The organism is Paenibacillus sp. MZ03-122A (assembly GCF_024213325.1).
Lineage (GTDB): Bacteria > Bacillota > Bacilli > Paenibacillales > Paenibacillaceae > Paenibacillus > Paenibacillus polymyxa_B.
In genome coordinates, this window is sequence record NZ_JANAVI010000003.1 from 20,476 (window position 1) to 38,474 (window position 17,999).

The 17,999-nt window shown below is 47.5% G+C and carries 14 protein-coding genes; 12 read left to right on the plus strand and 2 right to left on the minus strand.

All coding sequences use genetic code 11. The features are described 5' to 3' along the window. Positions 1 to 55 precede the first annotated feature (55 nt). Entirely contained in the window at positions 56 to 1,315 is a 1,260-nt protein-coding gene (gene ftsW / locus NLX74_RS07210) for a putative lipid II flippase FtsW (protein WP_061829008.1), read from the minus strand. Positions 1,316 to 1,564: 249 nt separating this feature from the next. On the opposite strand from ftsW, the gene NLX74_RS07215 reads away from it, so the two are divergent. The 9 genes from NLX74_RS07215 (at position 1,565) to NLX74_RS07255 (ending at position 10,868) form a co-directional block, all read left to right on the plus strand. Then, positions 1,565 to 2,770: a M20 metallopeptidase family protein gene (locus NLX74_RS07215; protein WP_254328348.1), complete on the plus strand. Its 1,206-nt coding sequence runs from the start codon at positions 1,565 to 1,567 to the stop codon at positions 2,768 to 2,770. Between the two features lie 84 nt (positions 2,771 to 2,854). Then, positions 2,855 to 3,283: a CBS domain-containing protein gene (locus tag NLX74_RS07220; RefSeq protein WP_023989320.1), complete on the plus strand. Its 429-nt coding sequence runs from the start codon at positions 2,855 to 2,857 to the stop codon at positions 3,281 to 3,283. 177 nt (positions 3,284 to 3,460) lie between these two features. After that, complete coding sequence (locus NLX74_RS07225; protein WP_254328349.1) at positions 3,461 to 5,284, plus strand: DNA repair helicase XPB; 1,824 nt, start codon at positions 3,461 to 3,463, stop codon at positions 5,282 to 5,284. Between the two features lie 6 nt (positions 5,285 to 5,290). Next, complete coding sequence (locus NLX74_RS07230) at positions 5,291 to 7,315, plus strand: helicase-associated domain-containing protein (RefSeq protein WP_254328350.1); 2,025 nt, start codon at positions 5,291 to 5,293, stop codon at positions 7,313 to 7,315. A 108-nt stretch (positions 7,316 to 7,423) separates the two neighbouring features. Then, positions 7,424 to 7,864, plus strand: a complete 441-nt coding sequence (locus tag NLX74_RS07235) for a YlbF/YmcA family competence regulator (RefSeq protein ID WP_061829012.1) — start codon at positions 7,424 to 7,426, stop codon at positions 7,862 to 7,864. 39 nt (positions 7,865 to 7,903) lie between these two features. Next, the gene (locus NLX74_RS07240; protein WP_023989316.1) at positions 7,904 to 8,164 is read left to right on the plus strand and encodes a YlbG family protein; all 261 of its coding nucleotides are present in this window, start codon (positions 7,904 to 7,906) and stop codon (positions 8,162 to 8,164) included. Between the two features lie 230 nt (positions 8,165 to 8,394). Then, positions 8,395 to 8,832, plus strand: a complete 438-nt coding sequence (locus NLX74_RS07245) for a hypothetical protein (RefSeq protein WP_023989315.1) — start codon at positions 8,395 to 8,397, stop codon at positions 8,830 to 8,832. A gap of 210 nt (positions 8,833 to 9,042) precedes the next feature. Continuing rightward, complete coding sequence (locus NLX74_RS07250; protein ID WP_061829013.1) at positions 9,043 to 9,999, plus strand: selenium metabolism-associated LysR family transcriptional regulator; 957 nt, start codon at positions 9,043 to 9,045, stop codon at positions 9,997 to 9,999. After that, positions 9,999 to 10,868 carry a PHP domain-containing protein gene (locus NLX74_RS07255; RefSeq protein WP_235309499.1) on the plus strand — a complete coding sequence of 290 codons (870 nt, stop codon included), beginning with the start codon at positions 9,999 to 10,001 and terminating at the stop codon, positions 10,866 to 10,868. The genes NLX74_RS07250 and NLX74_RS07255 overlap by 1 nt, the downstream gene beginning before the upstream one ends. 93 nt (positions 10,869 to 10,961) lie before the next feature. On the opposite strand, the gene NLX74_RS07260 is transcribed toward NLX74_RS07255, so the two are convergent. After that, on the minus strand, positions 10,962 to 12,707 hold the full coding sequence (locus NLX74_RS07260) for an Rqc2 family fibronectin-binding protein (RefSeq protein WP_254328351.1): 1,746 nt from the start codon (positions 12,705 to 12,707) through the stop codon (positions 10,962 to 10,964). Between the two features lie 229 nt (positions 12,708 to 12,936). On the opposite strand from NLX74_RS07260, the gene NLX74_RS07265 reads away from it, so the two are divergent. The 3 genes from NLX74_RS07265 (at position 12,937) to NLX74_RS07275 (ending at position 17,907) form a co-directional block, all read left to right on the plus strand. After that, on the plus strand, positions 12,937 to 15,735 hold the full coding sequence (locus NLX74_RS07265; RefSeq protein WP_254328352.1) for a calcium-translocating P-type ATPase, SERCA-type: 2,799 nt from the start codon (positions 12,937 to 12,939) through the stop codon (positions 15,733 to 15,735). 109 nt (positions 15,736 to 15,844) lie between these two features. After that, positions 15,845 to 16,678, plus strand: coding sequence for a diaminopimelate epimerase (gene dapF, locus NLX74_RS07270; RefSeq protein WP_254328353.1), 834 nt, complete (start codon positions 15,845 to 15,847; stop codon positions 16,676 to 16,678). Positions 16,679 to 16,884: 206 nt separating this feature from the next. Beyond that, positions 16,885 to 17,907: a hypothetical protein gene (locus NLX74_RS07275; RefSeq protein WP_254328354.1), complete on the plus strand. Its 1,023-nt coding sequence runs from the start codon at positions 16,885 to 16,887 to the stop codon at positions 17,905 to 17,907. Positions 17,908 to 17,999 lie beyond the last annotated feature (92 nt).

Sequence of the window (17,999 nt, forward strand, 5' to 3'; positions counted from 1 at the left end):
ATAACCAAAAGAACTTCCAAAGCCACCGTTGTAAGTGGACCTTGGAAGTTCTTTTTTAGCGAAAACGGTTGGTTCTACGAGTTTGAAAGCGATTGGGTACTTCATTACGGACAGCTACCCCTGTGGTGCGTTCCTGCACCGCTTGTTTGGTGTTCTCACGAGAAATACTGAGCATAATGCCCATGGAAAACATCATGACAAGTAGGGAGGAGCCACCAAAGCTGATAAATGGAAGCGTTACGCCAGTGATTGGAATCGTTTGGGTTACACCGCCGATATTAATGAAGGCCTGAATGGCGATCAAACCCATGATGCCGGTGCCTACCAACGTTCCGAACGGATCATGACAACGCAGAGCAATGATCATGCCTCGCCAAATGAAATACAAATATAGCATCAGGAATATGGCTGTTCCGATAAATCCGAATTCTTCACCGATTACGGAAAAGATAAAATCATTAAATGAATTAGGAAGATAGTGAAGCTTGATAATACCTTTACCAAAGCCTGACCCGTTTAAGCCGCCTTCACCTATAGCTTGTAAGGACTGTACCAGATTGTATCCCGTTCCTTGTCTATATTTCTCGGGATTAAGAAAGGCTTGAAAGCGCCCGATTTTATAATCTTGCTGGGCAGCAGCTTGTCCATCTGTGGTTCCAGAATCTCCTCCAAACAACGACCCAATACCAAACACGATGGAAGCACCTAGCACGAGCAGAACAATGGATGCTGTAATATGCTTGACACTGGCTCCCCCGGCATAAATAATCAGACCACTCGTAGCAACCAAAATGAAGCAGGAACCTAAATCAGGTTGAAGCATGATGAGTCCTGCAACACAACCTACAATGACTGTTACAGGTATGTAGCCAGTCCGCAGATCTCTAAAGCGATCTCCTTTTTTGACGATGAGTGCGGATAAGTAAAGAATGATGGAAATTTTCGCAAGCTCCGTTGGCTGGAAGCCAACACTACCAAACCTGAGCCAGCTTTTTGCGCCGTTAAGTGAGCCTGTAAAAAGAACGATGATTAGCAGTAATATAGTTATGAAAAATAAAGGTACAAAAAGCTTTTTATATTTTTCCATCTTAATATTCATAGCTACCAACATAATAAAAAGTCCAAGTACAGCAAAAGCAGATTGGCGCTTCACAAAATATAAAGAATCAAAATTGTATTCTTTATTCAGCAGAGCTACGCTGGAGCTGGAGCTAAATACCATAATTACACCGAATCCAACCAGTAACAAAGTGAGGATCAGCAATTGGAAATCCGGTGTGCCTCTTCTTCGAGTCTCCGGCTTCGTATTTCTCATATCAGCTTCCCCCGGTATTCGTCACAAGGTATATTCCTCGCAGACGGTTATCATTTTATCGTTTATCCATTTTATCATATTATGTTTGATGGGCTTCTGCAAGCTCCCTGGAGCAACAGATATCGCAACAATTCCATATCTGCTACAATAGGATAAAAATGAAGACTTGAGAGTAGCGGTGCATACGTGGTGACGCTGCATGATTAATCGGGAACTTGCCCGATGCTTTAAAAGGAGAGGTGGAGCAGAATGACACAACATGTGATAGACGAGACCTGGTTTGATCGTTTGCAAGAAAACATGGTGGAATGGCGTAGACATTTACATAAGAATCCCGAAATTTCCTTTCAAGAAAGCAAAACCGCAGCTTTTGTAGCGGATAAGTTGGAGAGTTGGGGAATCGAGATTCGCCGTCAGGTAGGGGGACACGGTGTTGTAGGTACCATTCGTGGTGCTAAGCCCGGGCCTGTCGTCATGCTGCGCGCCGATATGGATGCTCTTCCTATTCAGGATGAAAAGGAATGTGAATATCGCTCCAGCGTGGACGGAGCCATGCATGCTTGCGGCCATGACGGACATACATCCGCGTTGCTTGGAACGGCTTACTATTTTAGTCTGAACCGGGACGAGCTGCAAGGAGAAATTCGGTTGTTGTTCCAACCTGCGGAGGAATTGTTGCCTGGCGGAGCGGTCAGTGTGATAAAGGATAGTGTATTGGAAGGTGTGGATGTCATTTATGGCATCCATTTATGGACACCTTTTCCGGTCGGGACGGCCGCGAGTTGCGCAGGGCCGCTGATGGCGGCGGCAGACGATTTTTATATTGAAATCACAGGTAAGGGTGGGCATGGTGGCATGCCTCAGTCCACTAATGATAGTGTGGTGGCGGGTTCAGCTCTTGTTATGCAACTGCAAAGTATCGTAAGCCGTTCAGTCGACCCTTTGCGACCTGCCGTGCTGACGGTGGGAACCATCCAAGGGGGCTCTGCGCAAAATGTGATCGCAGAAACGTGTCGCTTGAGTGGGACGATTCGTACGTTTGATGAGGAGACGCGAACGGTAATGAAGGAGCGACTGCATCAGGTGACAGAGCTTACAGCCGCAACATACGGTACAACAGCACAGGTTCGCTATATTATGGGATACCCACCAGTTGTCAATGACGCACATGAAGCACATCGTTTCTTTAATGAAGCAAAATCTGTTTTTGGCGAGGAGAATGTACAGGAAGCGTCGAAGCTGATGCCTGCTGAAGATTTTGCGTATTATTTGGAACGTGTGCCAGGTTGCTTCATGTTCGTAGGAGCGGGTAACCCAGTTAAAGGAGCGGTTTATCCACACCATCATCCGAAATTTGATTTTGATGAGGATGCGATGATTAACGCGGTTCGTTTGTTTATTGCAATGTCTACGGGATACGCTGCGGAACGAAAAGCAGGGGCAATTAAGGGCTAAAATGAGTTGAATTGGGAACGGTTCAATCTGGAGTATGAGCTGAATGAAATGGGGTACCCTACTCTTGAAAAGGAGGGAGTACCCATGAAAAAAGTTCAGGAAGTTATGACTAAAAAATGCGTAACGGTTACCCCGCAGGACAATATTTATGAAATTGCGGTCAAAATGAAGGACAATGATACTGGTTTTATTCCGGTTGTGGAAAGCGAAGGCAGTGATAAGTTGATCGGTGTAGTAACGGACCGTGATCTTGTCGTTCGCGGCTATGCTGCTAAAAATTCGGGTTCGGGTTCGGTCGATACAGTTATGACGACAGGTATTCGTACAGCTAGTGCGGACATGTCGGTGGACCAAGCAGCTGAGCTGATGGCAGAGCAGCAAATCCGTCGTTTGCCCGTGACGGAAGGAGACCGTCTGATCGGGATTGTCTCGATCGGGGATTTGGCTGTTCGTAATATTTTTGCAGACAACGCTGGAGAGGCGCTTAGTCATATTTCCGAGCAGGTCCACTAGAAGAATAATTAAGGTAGGCATTGGTTTGGGGAGGTCTTTTACCCCGAGCTTCTAATCAGGAGTTCAACCCGAATATGGGTTGAACTCCTTGCTGTTCTGGTTGATATGCGAATAAACGGATAAGCTATTTATTATATAACTTAAAATGATGTATGGTTAGATTATCAGGAGGTAGTTATGAATCCAGAACATCCTTGTATTGTACAACGTGATTTTACCGTTCTGCTGGAAATGGGCTTGCCCGGTTCAGAACGGGCTCGTTCACAGTTGCAGATTTATGCGGAGCTGGTTAAAAGCCCGTCCGCTTTTCATACATATCACCTCACTCCACTGTCTTTGTGGAACGCAGCTGCCCTCGGATGGAGTGCTGAGGACATTCAAAATAGTTTGAACTCCATGTCTCGTTGGGATATTCCACGTGATTTGTTGAAGGATATTGAACAGCTCGTTTCTCGTTATGGGACGTTGACGCTTTCAAGGGAGGGTACGGAAGAAGAGCGAACTTATAGCACAGATACGATTGGCGCATACCGTGCTGAACATGAGCCAGACGGAGGTATAAAGACAGGGAAAGCCAACAGCTATACAATAGGTGATCGCTTGATCTTGGGAGCAGAGACCCCCGCTTTACTGGATGAGCTTCTGACCAAGCAAGAGCTAAAACAGCTTGGTTTACTTCGCGTTGATGAGGTAAGCGCATCGGTCCCGCCCGAAAATCGAGGCTTGCTCAAGCAGGAATTAACGCGCTTGGGATATCCCGTTGTGGATACGGCAGGCTATCTTGAAGGGAATCAGCTTAGTTTTACCTTGGGAAAGGGACAAACGAAGTTGCAGCTTCGTGATTATCAAGTAAAGGCCGCTGATGCGTTTGAAGGAGCGGACGGCTTAGGGGGTAGTGGTGTACTGGTGCTTCCATGCGGAGCCGGAAAAACAGTGATAGGTATGGCGGTAATGAATCGGTTTCAGTGCGAGGTGCTTATTCTAACATCTAATACTACATCTGTACGTCAATGGGTAGAAGAGTTAAAGCAAAAGACGGATATTCCTGCCGATTCCATCGGGGAGTATAGTGGTCAGAAAAAAGAGGTGCGTCCGATTACGGTGGCAACTTACCAGATTTTGACACACCGTCGTACCAAAGATGGGGATTTTGAGCATATGAAACTGCTGAGTGAGCGGAAGTGGGGACTCATTATATATGATGAGGTTCATTTGCTACCCGCGCCAGTATTCCGGGCGACGGCTGACATTCAGGCTACCCGTCGTTTGGGGTTAACGGCCACGCTGGTTCGAGAGGATGGCTGTGAACGGGATGTGTTCTCTTTAATTGGACCCAAACGATACGATATGCCGTGGAAGGAGCTGGAGCGGCAGGGCTGGATCGCTCAGGTCGATTGTGTGGAGCTACGGCTTCCAATGACAGCTGAACTCTTGGAGCGCAGTATGCGTGCGGAGGGCAGACAGCAGTACCGAATTGCAGCCGAAAATCCGGTCAAACTGGAGGCGGTGCGTAGCCTGATGCAGCAGCACAGCGGTTTGCCCACGCTTATTATTGGTCAATATTTGGACCAATTGCGTATATTGGCTCAGGAGCTTGGCGTCCCACTGATTACGGGTTCAATGAGCCAGACCGAGCGGGTGCGTTGGTTCGATGCGTTCCGCAAGGGTACAATTCGGACCCTATTGGTGTCCAAGGTTGCAAACTTTGCGGTGGATTTGCCAGATGCGGCAGTAGCCATAGAGGTATCGGGTAGCTTTGGCTCTCGCCAGGAAGAAGCGCAGCGACTGGGCCGTATTTTGCGACCAAAGTCGGGCGAGAATAAAGCTTATTTTTATGCGCTAGTGACGGAGAATAGCAAGGAGACGGATTTTGCAGCTCGTCGTCAGCTGTTTCTGATCGAGCAAGGCTATGAATATGCGGTTCGCAGATTTAGTGTGACAGAGGCTATCGGAGGCCGGAATGCTAAGTCTGGAGATCGTGAGAAGAAAAAGGAGGCCTAATTAAGAATGGGCGTAACGAACACGCAAGACAGCTGGAATGAGCTTTCATCGGATGAGCTACTGGTGCTTAGACGATGCTTTATCCGGTACGCGGGACAGCCCATGAAGGAAGAAGAACCTATACAGCTTACCCGGGGAGTGTTAAGCGGAGTCGAAACGAAACTGGCACTACGTGGATTACGTGCCCGAGGCTGGCTGGAGGCTGTTACCAAATCGTGGGGCGAACGAATTTTATATATTCCGGTTCATCGGCTACCGGATCTGTACGATATGTTGTTAGAGCAAAATCCAATGAACATGATGCATTCAGATCATCCGATAACGGTACATGAATCAATGACAGGCCTGGAGTCGGAATTACTGCATGCGTTGTCACGTATTGCGGTACAAGGTGTCCCTTTGACGGCCAAAGGAACCATACATAAGCGATCATTGCAAAAATTGAATGAACTGACCCCCTTTCGCCCCGATGACCTGATGGGTCTTGGGTTGCATTATGCGCATGCAGAGCTGTATCCAGTGCAAACGGTGGTAATGATGGATTTGCTACTCAGTTTGGGGCTGTTAGTGAAAGAAACTGTGTCTTTTCGCATTCAGGAAACGGAACTGGCGACTTGGATTCGTTTGTCTGCTTGGCAAATGCGCAAGCATATTTTTGCTACACTCATGGAAAGATACGGCAAGGCCGAAGTGTCTATGCAGCATTTTCGCTATATGCTGTGTGCCGTCTCTCAGTATGTAGGAACAGAAGGGTGGATATCTATCAAGTTTCTGCTGCAATGGATGCTTCAGGTAGGCCTAATCCAGCATGAGAGTACGAGCAGAGCTGATTCCAAGAATGGTGCCCTTTTAGACCTTGTTCCTATAATCTCAAATCCGGAAGGGTTTGCGGGAGAAACGGGTTCTGATTTTAATTTCAATGAACCTTTCATGGAGGAATTGAAGGGTTGGCTTAAGGCCCTGACTGCTTTTGGAATGGGCGATTGGGGCCAGACTGTATCGGGCGAACTGTGTTTTCGCTGGAATGTATCTGTGATAGAAATGCTTCGTCCCAATAATTACGAGGATACACATCAAGAGCAAGGTGCTTTTTATGTACAACCTGATTTTGAAATATTGGTTCCACCAGATGTGGCATATGATGTGCGCTGGCGACTGGAATGCTGCTGTGAACGTGTGACAGGAGATCGTATGGTAGTATACCGGCTCACCAGAGAAAGTGTTACAGAGGCAATCGAGTTAGGGATGGAAGCCAAAGCAATTCCTGCTCTTCTGGATAAATACAGCCGAACAGGTGTGCCTGATCATGTACGTATGACGGTAGAACAGTGGGCAGGTGATGTCGGACGGACCGCTTTTGCAAAGGTAACACTTTTGCGATGTGGCACACAGGAGGATGCAGACATAGTTGCACGCCATCCCGCGTTGGAAGGATTACTGGAACGGCTGGGCGATAGGGACTTTATTATTCCGGCGAGCTCTGCTGTCAAAATACGAAAAACGCTTGCTGCAATTGGATTAGGCCCACGTCGTGAACCGGAAGGTGTGGACGAGCCAACTCATCATTACCCATTGATTTCGGAAACAGAGAATATAAGTTCAGGCAGTCCCAACAGTGAAATGGAGTCCGACCCGATTCAGGCCCGTCCTATCTTTTCCCAAGAGGGAAGAGCAGGTTTGGTTTATACAGGGCGCACACTGCATTTTTACGAACAAGAGCACATGTTGCCTGATCCGTCTGACTATTTTCCGGAAAGATCTACAGTCCCCTCCTCATGGACAAAAGAATGGAGGAGTTACCATACTTCCACTGCCCGGCAGTTGATCGAGCAAGCGATCCGTTGGCAGGCTGCTGTGGGACTGCGAATCGGTGGGGAAGAGGTTAAATGGATACCGGAGGCGGTGGTTCCCGGTGCACCATGGAGTGTCACAGGCTGGTATGCCTCAGGAATGGATGACGAAACACCTTCCCAAGCGAGCTTACAGCCAAGTGAATGGTCAGACATGCGGTTGCTGGTTCCTTTTACATAGTAGAGCCAGGAAGTGCATGAAACTCCTTCTTCTCAAAAGAAGGATGTGGTATGATAAATGAGTCTACTTTTACTGGGTAGAACTTTATATAAAGTGAGATGAACATTCATGAGCGTAGCCGAATTGAATACGGTCAATATGGCAGAAGTGCTTATTAACGCCTATGAATTGGGCGATATGGTCAACCGATCCTTTGAGGTATCGGATTATTTATATTGGAAACAGCGTGTGGAATTGAATCCGTCTATTCAGGCGTGTGTACGCAAGCTGGATGCCAAAAAGGAGCTATTCGCGGAAACGGAGCGTTTTGGGCATTTTCATCCGAACTATCATGAAGCGAAGGATGCAGTGCAGGTCGTTGAGCTGGAACTGGAACAATTCGTGGAGGTTAAGGAGTTCAAACGAGCCGAAAAGGCGCTGGATGATATGCTTCATGCCATGTCTGAAACGATTGCATATTCCGTGTCCGAGACCATTAAGGTGCCGAGCAATGATCCGAATGTGAAAAAGGGCGGATGTGGCAGCGGAGGGAAATGCTCCTGTGGATAGGTCATAGGAATGATACCGAGTGGAGGGGAGATGAAGCGAATGTTTGCCGAGCGGACAGGGTACATCATTTGGGTAAGCGATATCAAGGCTGCCCGCAATCTGGAGAAATACGGAAATGTCCACTTTATTTCAAAACGTATGCATTATGTAGTTATATATATGAATGCGGATCGGGCAGAAGACACCGTTAAAAATATTCGCAGACTTTCCTATGTGCGTAAGGTCGAGCGTTCTTTTCGAAATGAGATTAGGACGGAGTACAACGACGATAAGGAAAAGATGAAAGAATATGAAATATAAGTTTCTAATATCTAAAAATTGTAAAATATTTTTAAAAGGTCAGCCTACGGGCTGGCTTTTTTTTGTAAAGTCAGGACTTTTGCATAATGGTCTTAATGCTGTTAGACCTAAAAAATCTTTAAAAACCGCCCATAAACTTCAATTTTGTAACTTGTAGTCCCGGGTCTGTTGAGGTAACATATGAATATATTGGTAGATATAAAGACCTATCTGGTGGGGAGAGTGATCCCGTGCGTGACAAAGCAATGCAGCGATGGAGTACATACGAACCGTTCTACGTGGAGATGGGCGATAAAAAAGTCGCCGATATCGTGATTACAAATCATGCGAAAACTCGCTACTTAGATCGGATAGAGCAGAAACAGTCCGAGACGAATCATATCGCCGCCTGGCTTTGGGAATGCCTGAAGCAAAACAGGATGGAGTCCTACTATCATAACGAAGAGGATGTATATTTAATTGATGGTGATCTGGTCGTCGTGGCCGAATTTGGAGAGTTGCCCGGCGAGATGGATATTGCGGGGAATCCGCTTCACAAGATGATTGTCATTACCTTTTTGGGTCGAATGTCGGAGACCATTGAATTAAGGGATTTGAAGTCATACTATTCATGGCTACGCCATTCGCGACGCATGACACTGATGAAAAGCACTCGTAAGCAAAAATAGACGGTGATTGGGCGGTCGTCTCTAGATGAAAAAATCTCCGAACTTATGATTACCGTCAATTTTGAGTAGAAAGTATGCAGTTATCAGCTGCATGCTTTTTTTATTTCCAGCAATAAAACTCCTACAATTCAGTAAGTTTACTTGGAAATGCTTCGACAGATGTTTTTCTTATGGTAAAATAGAGAGATCAGAGGGGAGAGGGCTGTCAGTATGAACTTTCATCAGTTGCACATTTTTTATACCGTAGCGGAGCGTGGGAGCTTTTCGGCGGCGGCACAAGCGCTGCATATGACACAACCTGCGGTGACGATGCAAATTCAGTCTTTGGAAGATTATTTCGGCACGAAGCTGCTGCAACGTTCGACTAAAAAAATCGAGCTTTCAGAGGCGGGAGCGACACTACTACCTTTTGCGAAAAAAAGCATGCAACTGATTAGGGAAGCTGACGAGGCGATGTCTGCTTTTACTCACATGCTGGAGGGAAGATTGCATATTGGCGCCAGCCTAACGATTGGTGAGTATATTGTACCAAGAATGTTGGGGCCGTTTGGCCAGGAATACCCTCATATACGCATGGCAATGAATGTGATGAATACGACTCAAATTATGGATGATATACTAAAACATCAGTTGAATTTAGGACTGATTGAGGCACCAGTCCAGCATCCGGATATCGTGGTAGAACCTGTAATGCAGGACGAACTGAAACTGATTGTGCCTTCAGGACATGCGCTGGCCAAGGCTAAAAAAGTGGTTCTGGAAGATGTGTTTAAGCATCCCTTTGTAGCCAGAGAAAAGGGATCTGGTACACGTCAAGTGATAGAAGATGAGCTGAAAAGTCGTGGTGTGGATGCCTCTCGACTTGGTATTGTAATGGAGATGGGGAGCACTGGAGCGGTTAAATCGGCGGTGGAGGCTGGACTGGGAATTACCATGCTATCACCTTCTTCGGTGAAGCATGAAGTTGCGCTCGGTTTGTTGAAAATTGTAAACATTTCAGATATCGCGTTCAAACGAGAATTTTATGCAATTCATTTGAAGTCGGCGTTGTTGCCGATTCCGGTAGTCACCTTCCTGTCTTACTTGCGTCGTCATGATCAGGGAACGGACGTGCTGAGGGACTCGCAGGACGAGCTGGCAAAGGTGAAAGAGAAGGAGGATGTATAATGAAGGAACAGATTAACGTAAAACGATATGATTTACATACACACACCCAAGCATCTGACGGCATGCAGCCACCCGCAGATAATGTGCGCTGGGCCAAGGAAAAAGGGCTGGCAGGTGTAGCCATTACAGATCATGATACGGTAGCTGGTCTGGAGGAAGCTCTGAAGGAGGGAAAACGCATAGGAATTACTGTGGTGCCAGGAGTGGAAATTAGTACTCGAGCTGGCGGTAAGGATATTCACATACTCGGTTATTTTATGGATTACCGCAATAAAGTTTTTTTGGAGCGGTTGGAAAAGCTTCGCCAGGCGCGGGATACCCGTAATGATTTGATTTTGAGTCAATTGCGTAGTCTGGGCGTGGAAATCACACTGGATGAAGTGGTGGCTACGATGGGCAGACCGCTGGCACCAGATGAAAGCATTGGACGTCCGCATATGGCAGATACGCTGGTTCAAAAAGGGTATGCGAAGGATATGCGGGATGCGTTTGACCGTTATTTGGCGGAAGGAGCACCCGGATATGTGTCTGTACCCCGTGTAGAGCCTGCGGAGGCCATAAACTGGATTCGTGAAGCAGGAGGGGTTCCTGTGGTGGCCCACCCTGGCTTATACGGAAATGATGAGCTGGTTCGCTCTATTATAGAGGAGGCGAAGCCTGTGGGCTTGGAGGTGCGACATTCTGACCATGATGCTGAGGCTGAGAGCCGATATACTGCGATGGCGGCACAATATGGGCTCATTGCAACTGGCGGCTCGGATTTTCACGGTGCACGCCAAGGTGTTATTTTTCACGGTGATCTGGGTAGCCGTAGTGTGGAAGATCAGGTTGTCGAGGAATTGAGGAAGGCTGCTGTTGGACAAAAGTAAATAAAAAGCCCCTTGCTTTATGCATGGAACACAAGAAGTGTATCCTGCAAAGAACAAAGGGCTTTTTTTGTGGATTCAATAGACTGGTGAGACTTAGCCGTTTTTGATGCGATTCGGCAGCTTTTTGACCAGTTCCTCATCGGGTGTAATGAAGAGCGTACGCTGATGGTCGTAGATGACAAAGCCGGGCTTGGCTCCGCTGGGCTTACGTACATGCCGAATCAGGGTGGCGTCCACAGGCACACTGCTGGACTGCTTGGCCTGGCTAAAGTAGGCGGCGAGTTGAGCTGCTTCCTCCAGCGTCGTATCCCCGAATTGCTCAGCACGAATAACGACGTGTGACCCCGGAATATCCTTTGTGTGCAGCCAGGTGTCATTTGGTCCGGCCAGTCGATTTGTCACATATTCATTTTGCAAGTTGTTCTTGCCGACCAGTAACTCGATACCTTCGGATGATGTATAGACGTGCAGGGTTGGACGGTCGTTTTTCTTCTTTTTCTTTCCTTTTTTGACCCGATCTCTGAGATAGCCCTGCTGAACCAGTTCTTCACGTATTTCCTCAATGTCATTCATAGAGGCGTGGGCTAGCTGCTGAAGAAGATTGTCCATATAACGGATTTCTTCGTGCGTTTTCTCCAGTTGTTCGTCAATGACAGCCAAGCTGTTTTTATATTTGTTGTATTTTTTAAAATACCGTTGTGCATTATCCGATGGGTTGAGTAGCGGGTCCAGTGGGATGGTCATTGGACGCTGTTCCTCATCATAAAAGTTGGTGAGCGTCACTTCTTTGTCCCCTTTTTTCACCTCATGCAGCGAAGCGAATAGCAGCTCTCCATAAATGCGAAATTGATCCGCATCTTCCGCCTCGGCCAAATCCTGATGGAGATAGTCGAGTTTTTTTACGTTTTTACTCCGCTCGTTTTGCAGAAACCGCAGTAGGTCACTGACTTTTTGCTTAACTGTATCCCGTTCTGCCTTTTCACCGAAGAAGTCCTCCATACACTCACTGATAGTAGCGTACTCCTTACGTTCTTCTTGGATCAACCTCAGTGGAATGGCTGAGAATATCACTTTGTCTTGTGCGTTTAGTCCAGATACTGGCTGAAAACGATGATTCCGCACGTCATCCATGATGTGACTGAATGTACTCCATAGTGAACGATCACTATCACCAGATACTTCATTAGTTACTCGAGTTAGTATCTCTTCAGCAATGAGGGGACTGAGTCCAGTAAAAGTGTTCACGATCCAGCGTTTGGGAGCTTCTTCGGCCTCGATCGCTGTTTGATACGAGGATACGAAGGCTGCCTCTTCTGTTTCTAGGGGATTCAGCTTGTTTTGTGCAGGAGGTTCCGTGTATTGAAAGCCAGGCATAATGACCCGATAGCTGCTGATAGACGGTGTGACATGATGAATGCCATCCAGCATCACGCCTGTTTCCGGGTCAAGCAAAATAATGTTGCTGTGTCTACCCATCAGTTCAATGATAATTCGTTTGAGTGAAATATCTCCCAGTTCATCACGTTGACGTATATCCATGTGAATAATACGCTCCATGCCCACCTGCGTAATTTTCTCAATAACGCCTCCTTCGCAATGCTTGCGAAGGAGCATGCAAAACATAGGGGCTTCTGTCGGATTAAGAAAGCTTTGTTCTGTAAAATGTACACGCGGGAAGGTCGGATTAGCCGACAGCAGCAGCTTTACGCTTCCGCCTTGTGCCCGCAGATTCAGCACGATATCGCGATCATTTGGCTGATGTATTTTATTAATGCGCCCGCCCCGGATTCCTTGCAGTTCGTGTACGATAGCGCGGGTTACGATTCCGTCCAATGCCATAATTATGTTCTCCTTTGAAGCAAATGTATTTTCGCCTTCCTTCTATGATACATAACTTTGGGACAAAACTTAAGCGGCTTTGTGATATTTCAGGTCCTGTCCGAATAGATTGAATCTAGAAAGTCTGTCCAGCTTATCAGCAATCGCGGCACAAAAATATAATAACGGGCAGCCATCCTACGCACAACCGACGGAAACGGACTATCTGACCGGGAGGGAATTGGGGAGAATGGAACAAGCACACTGGCACCAATTAAGCAATGAACAGCTTTCAACAAGTCTGGAAGTCGACCCGAAGCAGGGTCTTTCGGAGGAACAGCTTGCGGAACGAAGAGAAAGGTCAGGATGGAATGAGCTGAGCGAGGGGAAGCGAGTTTCGGCAATCTTGCTGCTGCTCAATCAGTTCAAGGATTTTATGATGCTTGTATTGATGGGAGCGACCCTGATATCCGGAATGCTTGGCGAATATTTGGACGCGATTACCATTATTGCTATTGTTGTACTGAATGGAATTCTCGGCTTTGTACAAGAATTCAGAGCTGAGCGTTCATTGCGAGCTTTGAGACAACTGTCGGCCCCAACCGCCAAAGTGTTGCGGGGCGGCAAACGAATTCAAGTTCAGGCCAGAGAACTGGTGCCGGGTGATATTGTGCTGCTGGAAAGTGGTGATCGCATTCCCGCAGATGTAAGGTGGTTGAGTACGAACGGCTGTGATGTAGAGGAGTCCGCCCTGACAGGTGAATCAGTTCCGGTGAGTAAGCATTGCCGCCCTATTCATGCCGCCGAAGTACCACTCGGGGATCAAAAAAACATCGGTTTTATGGGCACGATGATGACCAGAGGAACCGCACAAGGAATGGTTATACGTACAGGTATGAGTACCGAAATGGGTAAGATCGCAGACTTGATTGAAAATACGGAGTCGCAGGAGACACCGTTGCAGCACAGATTGGAGCAATTGGGCAAAATTTTGATTATCGTAGCGTTGGCGCTAACGGTGCTCGTTGTCGTAGCAGGCATTTTACATGGACAGCCAGCCATGAGCATGTTCTTGGCTGGAGTGAGCTTGGCTGTGGCGGCTATACCGGAAGGGTTGCCAGCTATTGTGACGATTGCGCTCGCATTGGGTGTGCAGCGTATGATTAAACGAAAGGCGATTGTACGTAAGCTGCCTTCTGTTGAAACGCTCGGCTGTGCATCTGTCATTTGTTCCGACAAAACGGGTACCCTGACCCAAAATAAAATGACAGTCACCAAGCTATGGCTGGACGGTCGTTTCTGGGGAGTCACGGGAGAGGGCTATGACCCACACGGGCATATTATGGACAGAGACCTTCCTGCCGATCTTAAAAACGGACAATCTCTGCGTAGACTGCTGCAAGCCAGTGTGCTTTGCAACAATGCGGAAATTGTTCAAGCCGATACAGAGGAGCTACGTTCGAAAAAGAAAACCAAAGAGCCGACGCCGTCCGCCGTTTGGGAGCTGAAGGGTGATCCGACGGAAGGAGCGCTAATCACGTTAGCTGCCAAGGGCGGAGTCACGCGACAAGGGCTATATGAGCTATACACAAGGGAGCGAGAATTTCCCTTTGACTCGGATCGGAAGCGAATGTCGGTACTCGTACGCCATCAGGGAGGACACATTGTCTTTGCCAAAGGTGCCCCGGATGTACTGCTGGGTCAGTGTTCCTACATTTTATGGGAAGGAAATGTCGTTCCATTAACGGGTACATTGCGCCAAAAGGTACTGGCGGCTAACGAAGGAATGGCCTCGGAGGCGCTACGTGTACTTGGTGTCGCTTACCGTGATATCCGCTCGCATGAGCGTGTCTCCACGGTCGAGGAGGCTGAAGCACAGCTAATCTTTATTGGGCTGACAGGCATGATTGATCCGCCACGTCGTGAGGTTCGCGAAGCCATTGGCAAGTGCCGTCGTGCTGGCATTCGCACTGTGATGATTACCGGAGATCACGGTACAACTGCAGAGGCCATTGCACAGCAGCTGGGCATTCTTCAGCGCGGATCCCATGTGTTGACAGGACAGGAATTGTCTGCGATGGATGATGCGGCGCTGGACAAAGCCGTTGATACCGTCTCTGTGTATGCACGAGTTTCGCCGGAGCACAAGCTACGGATCGTTAAGTCGCTGCAAAGACGCGGACATGTCGTAGCCATGACCGGAGATGGTGTCAATGACGCTCCAGCGATAAAGGCGTCGGACATCGGTATTGCCATGGGCATTACGGGGACGGACGTGACCAAAGAAGCGGCTGCGCTTGTTCTGAGTGATGATAATTTCTCAACCATTGTAGCCGCAATTGAGGAAGGACGGAATATTTACGAGAATATCCGCAAATTTATCCGTTATCTACTCGCCTCCAATGTTGGTGAGATTTTGACGATGTTTTTTGCCATGATGGCCGGGTTGCCATTACCTTTGTTACCGATCCAGATTTTATGGGTGAATCTGGTGACAGATGGACTACCAGCGATGGCTCTGGGGGTGGACCAGCCAGAAAAGGATCTTATGGAGCACAAACCTCGTGGCGCAAAGGAAAATATTTTTGCTCGTCGATTGGGCTGGAAAATCATTAGTCGTGGCTTGTTGATTGGTTTATGTACGCTAGCGGCCTTCTGGCTGACATTACGTATTGCACCGGATGACGCAGGACAATTGATCAAAGCACAGTCCGTTGCCTTTGCTACGCTAGTCTTGGCACAGTTAATTCATGTATTTGATTGCCGCAGTTCCCGTTCTATTTTCCATCGTAATCCGTTTCAAAATAGTTATCTCGTGCTTGCCGTGCTCTCCTCCGTAGTGCTAATGCTGGTGGTTATGTACGTGCCTGTGCTGCAACCTATTTTCAAAACGGTACCGCTTGGATTGCGTGAGTGGGCGCTATCCATTGTGGCAGCCGGGATTCCTACGTTTCTTATGGGAGCGGGAAGTGTATGGGGCGGTCGACGCAATCGTCGTCGCGGCGGAAATACACACTTTTCAGCAGGACGTACGAAGTTTTCAGCCTAGTAATCGGGTCATGCATACCGCATCGCTTTCCCACTATTGCCCTGTATGATATCATGGGATCAAAGCTTTATGAGGAACATGATATCAGCAGCAACGGCGGAGGTAAGCTATGGAATTCACAAAAATGAACGGTCTAGGTAATGATTTTATCGTTTGGTTTGGGCATCAGGATTTGCCGTCTGACGCCTCGGAATTAGCTGTTCGGCTATGTGATCGACATTTTGGTGTTGGCGCCGATGGGTTGGTATATATATTGCCGTCAGAAAAAGCGGATTTCTGCATGCGCATCATTAACTCGGACGGCTCGGAGGCCGAGCAATGTGGTAATGCTATCCGTTGTGCTGCCAAATACGTATATGACCGTAAACATATCAACCGTGAACAGATCACGATCGAGACCCTGGGCGCAGGTGTGCAGCAGGTGGAACTAACTGTAGAGAACGGACTTGTTCGTAGGGTGAAGGTAGATATGGGAGAGCCGATTCTTGAGGGTTTGAAAATTCCAACTACACTAGAGCGGACTAGCGTAATTAACGAGCCTATTGAAGCTGGGGGAAGTGGTTTTCGCTTTACGGCTGTATCTATGGGGAATCCGCACTGTGTCATTTATGTGGAGGATGCGCCAAGCTTTGATCTGGGAGCCTGGGGGCCGAAGCTGGAATGCCATCCGTTGTTCCCTAAAAAAACAAATGTTGAGTTCGCCACGGTACGTAGCCGAAAGCATATAGATATGAGAGTATGGGAGAGGGGAGCCGGACCAACGCTAGCTTGTGGAACCGGAGCCTGTGCTACGCTTGTTGCTTCTGTACTAAACGGATACAGCGACCGTCACGCCATTGTAAGTCTGAAGGGCGGCGATCTGGGTATCGAATGGAGCGAGGAAGATAATCACATATATATGACGGGCCCGGCTGAGATCGTGTACGAAGGTCGTCTGTTCTGAATCATGTGAATTATAAAGATAGCGTGTAACTGGCCTATGAATCGTATAGAAGTGAGTGAAAAGAAGACCTTAGAGGTCTTCTTTTTTTGGACTTACATGCCCCTGTATACAAGGAATACGATGAAGAAGGCAATATTCTGTCTTTTTTTGGCGCCTGAACGATGTATAATATAGAAAATGAAAAAACAATAAGGAGGCCGTTCATAGTGCGGAAATTTCGTTGGATTTCAGCAGTTGCAGTCCTCATATTTGTAGCCACCGCGCTTCCGGTTCAGGCGGCGACCATTCCTGCTGCCGCGGAAACGACGGACAAGCAGGTTGGCTCGCTAACTCCGACAGTGGTAAGCCGTTTAGAAAAAGCGGTGCAAGAACTCATTGGTTCAAAGACAGCATTCCAATTTGACGATGTGACAGATATGGGGAAAACCTGGATTGTAGAGGGCGAACTGGAAGACGGAACTGCTACGTTGCAGACAGAATATAATAAAGAAAAAAACAGAGTAGATTCTACAACCATACGATATAAAATAAGCAACTTGGGAAAGGCGATGAACGCGCCACTCAAGACGAAAGTGCTAAACAGCGCCAAAGCGTTTGACAGCAAGCGTCCTCTGCAATTTGAAGCATTTTGGCGGGTCAAATCCCCTTATCAGTCCAACAAGCCTTCAAATTACTGGGTGTTTTGGGGTGCAGGAGAACAAGCTTCTTCGTTGTATGTGGATGTGGATCGAGGTAACGCTATTACCATCAACGCGGACTATGCCCTGAAGCAGGTGGACCCTGTGTTACTGAACCGTGCAATGAACACATTTAAGCGTGTGAGTGGACAGCGAATCAAGGTACAGCACGCTTCACGGTACAAGGACGAGACGAAGGGACTTTCATACTGGTCGTTTGAGGATGCAAACGAGGCGAGTGAGGTCAAAATTAGCGCGGTAACCGGTAAAGTGCTGGCCGTATCCACCTATGGGGTAGACTGGAACGATGACGCAGATTTCAAAAAAACATTTGCAAGCCCGAAATATACTGCCTCAGAAGCTTTGAAGCTAGTCAAGCCAAAGGCTCAGATGTTGTTTAATATCAATTTGACCGGCTATAAAGTGAACGTTCAAGGGAATCAATATACGTTCTCCAAGCAGCAAAAGGGGACGGATTCTATTGTGGCTAAAGTGAATAAAAAAGGGACTTTTTACGCTTACTCTCTCCATTCTTCCGATGGGAAAATGTAGTAGAAAATAGAAAAGATAAATTAAGCCGCTTTACTCCTGATATCATATTGTCGGGGAGTGGGGCGGCTTTTTTTGTTTTTGGCTTATGTTTG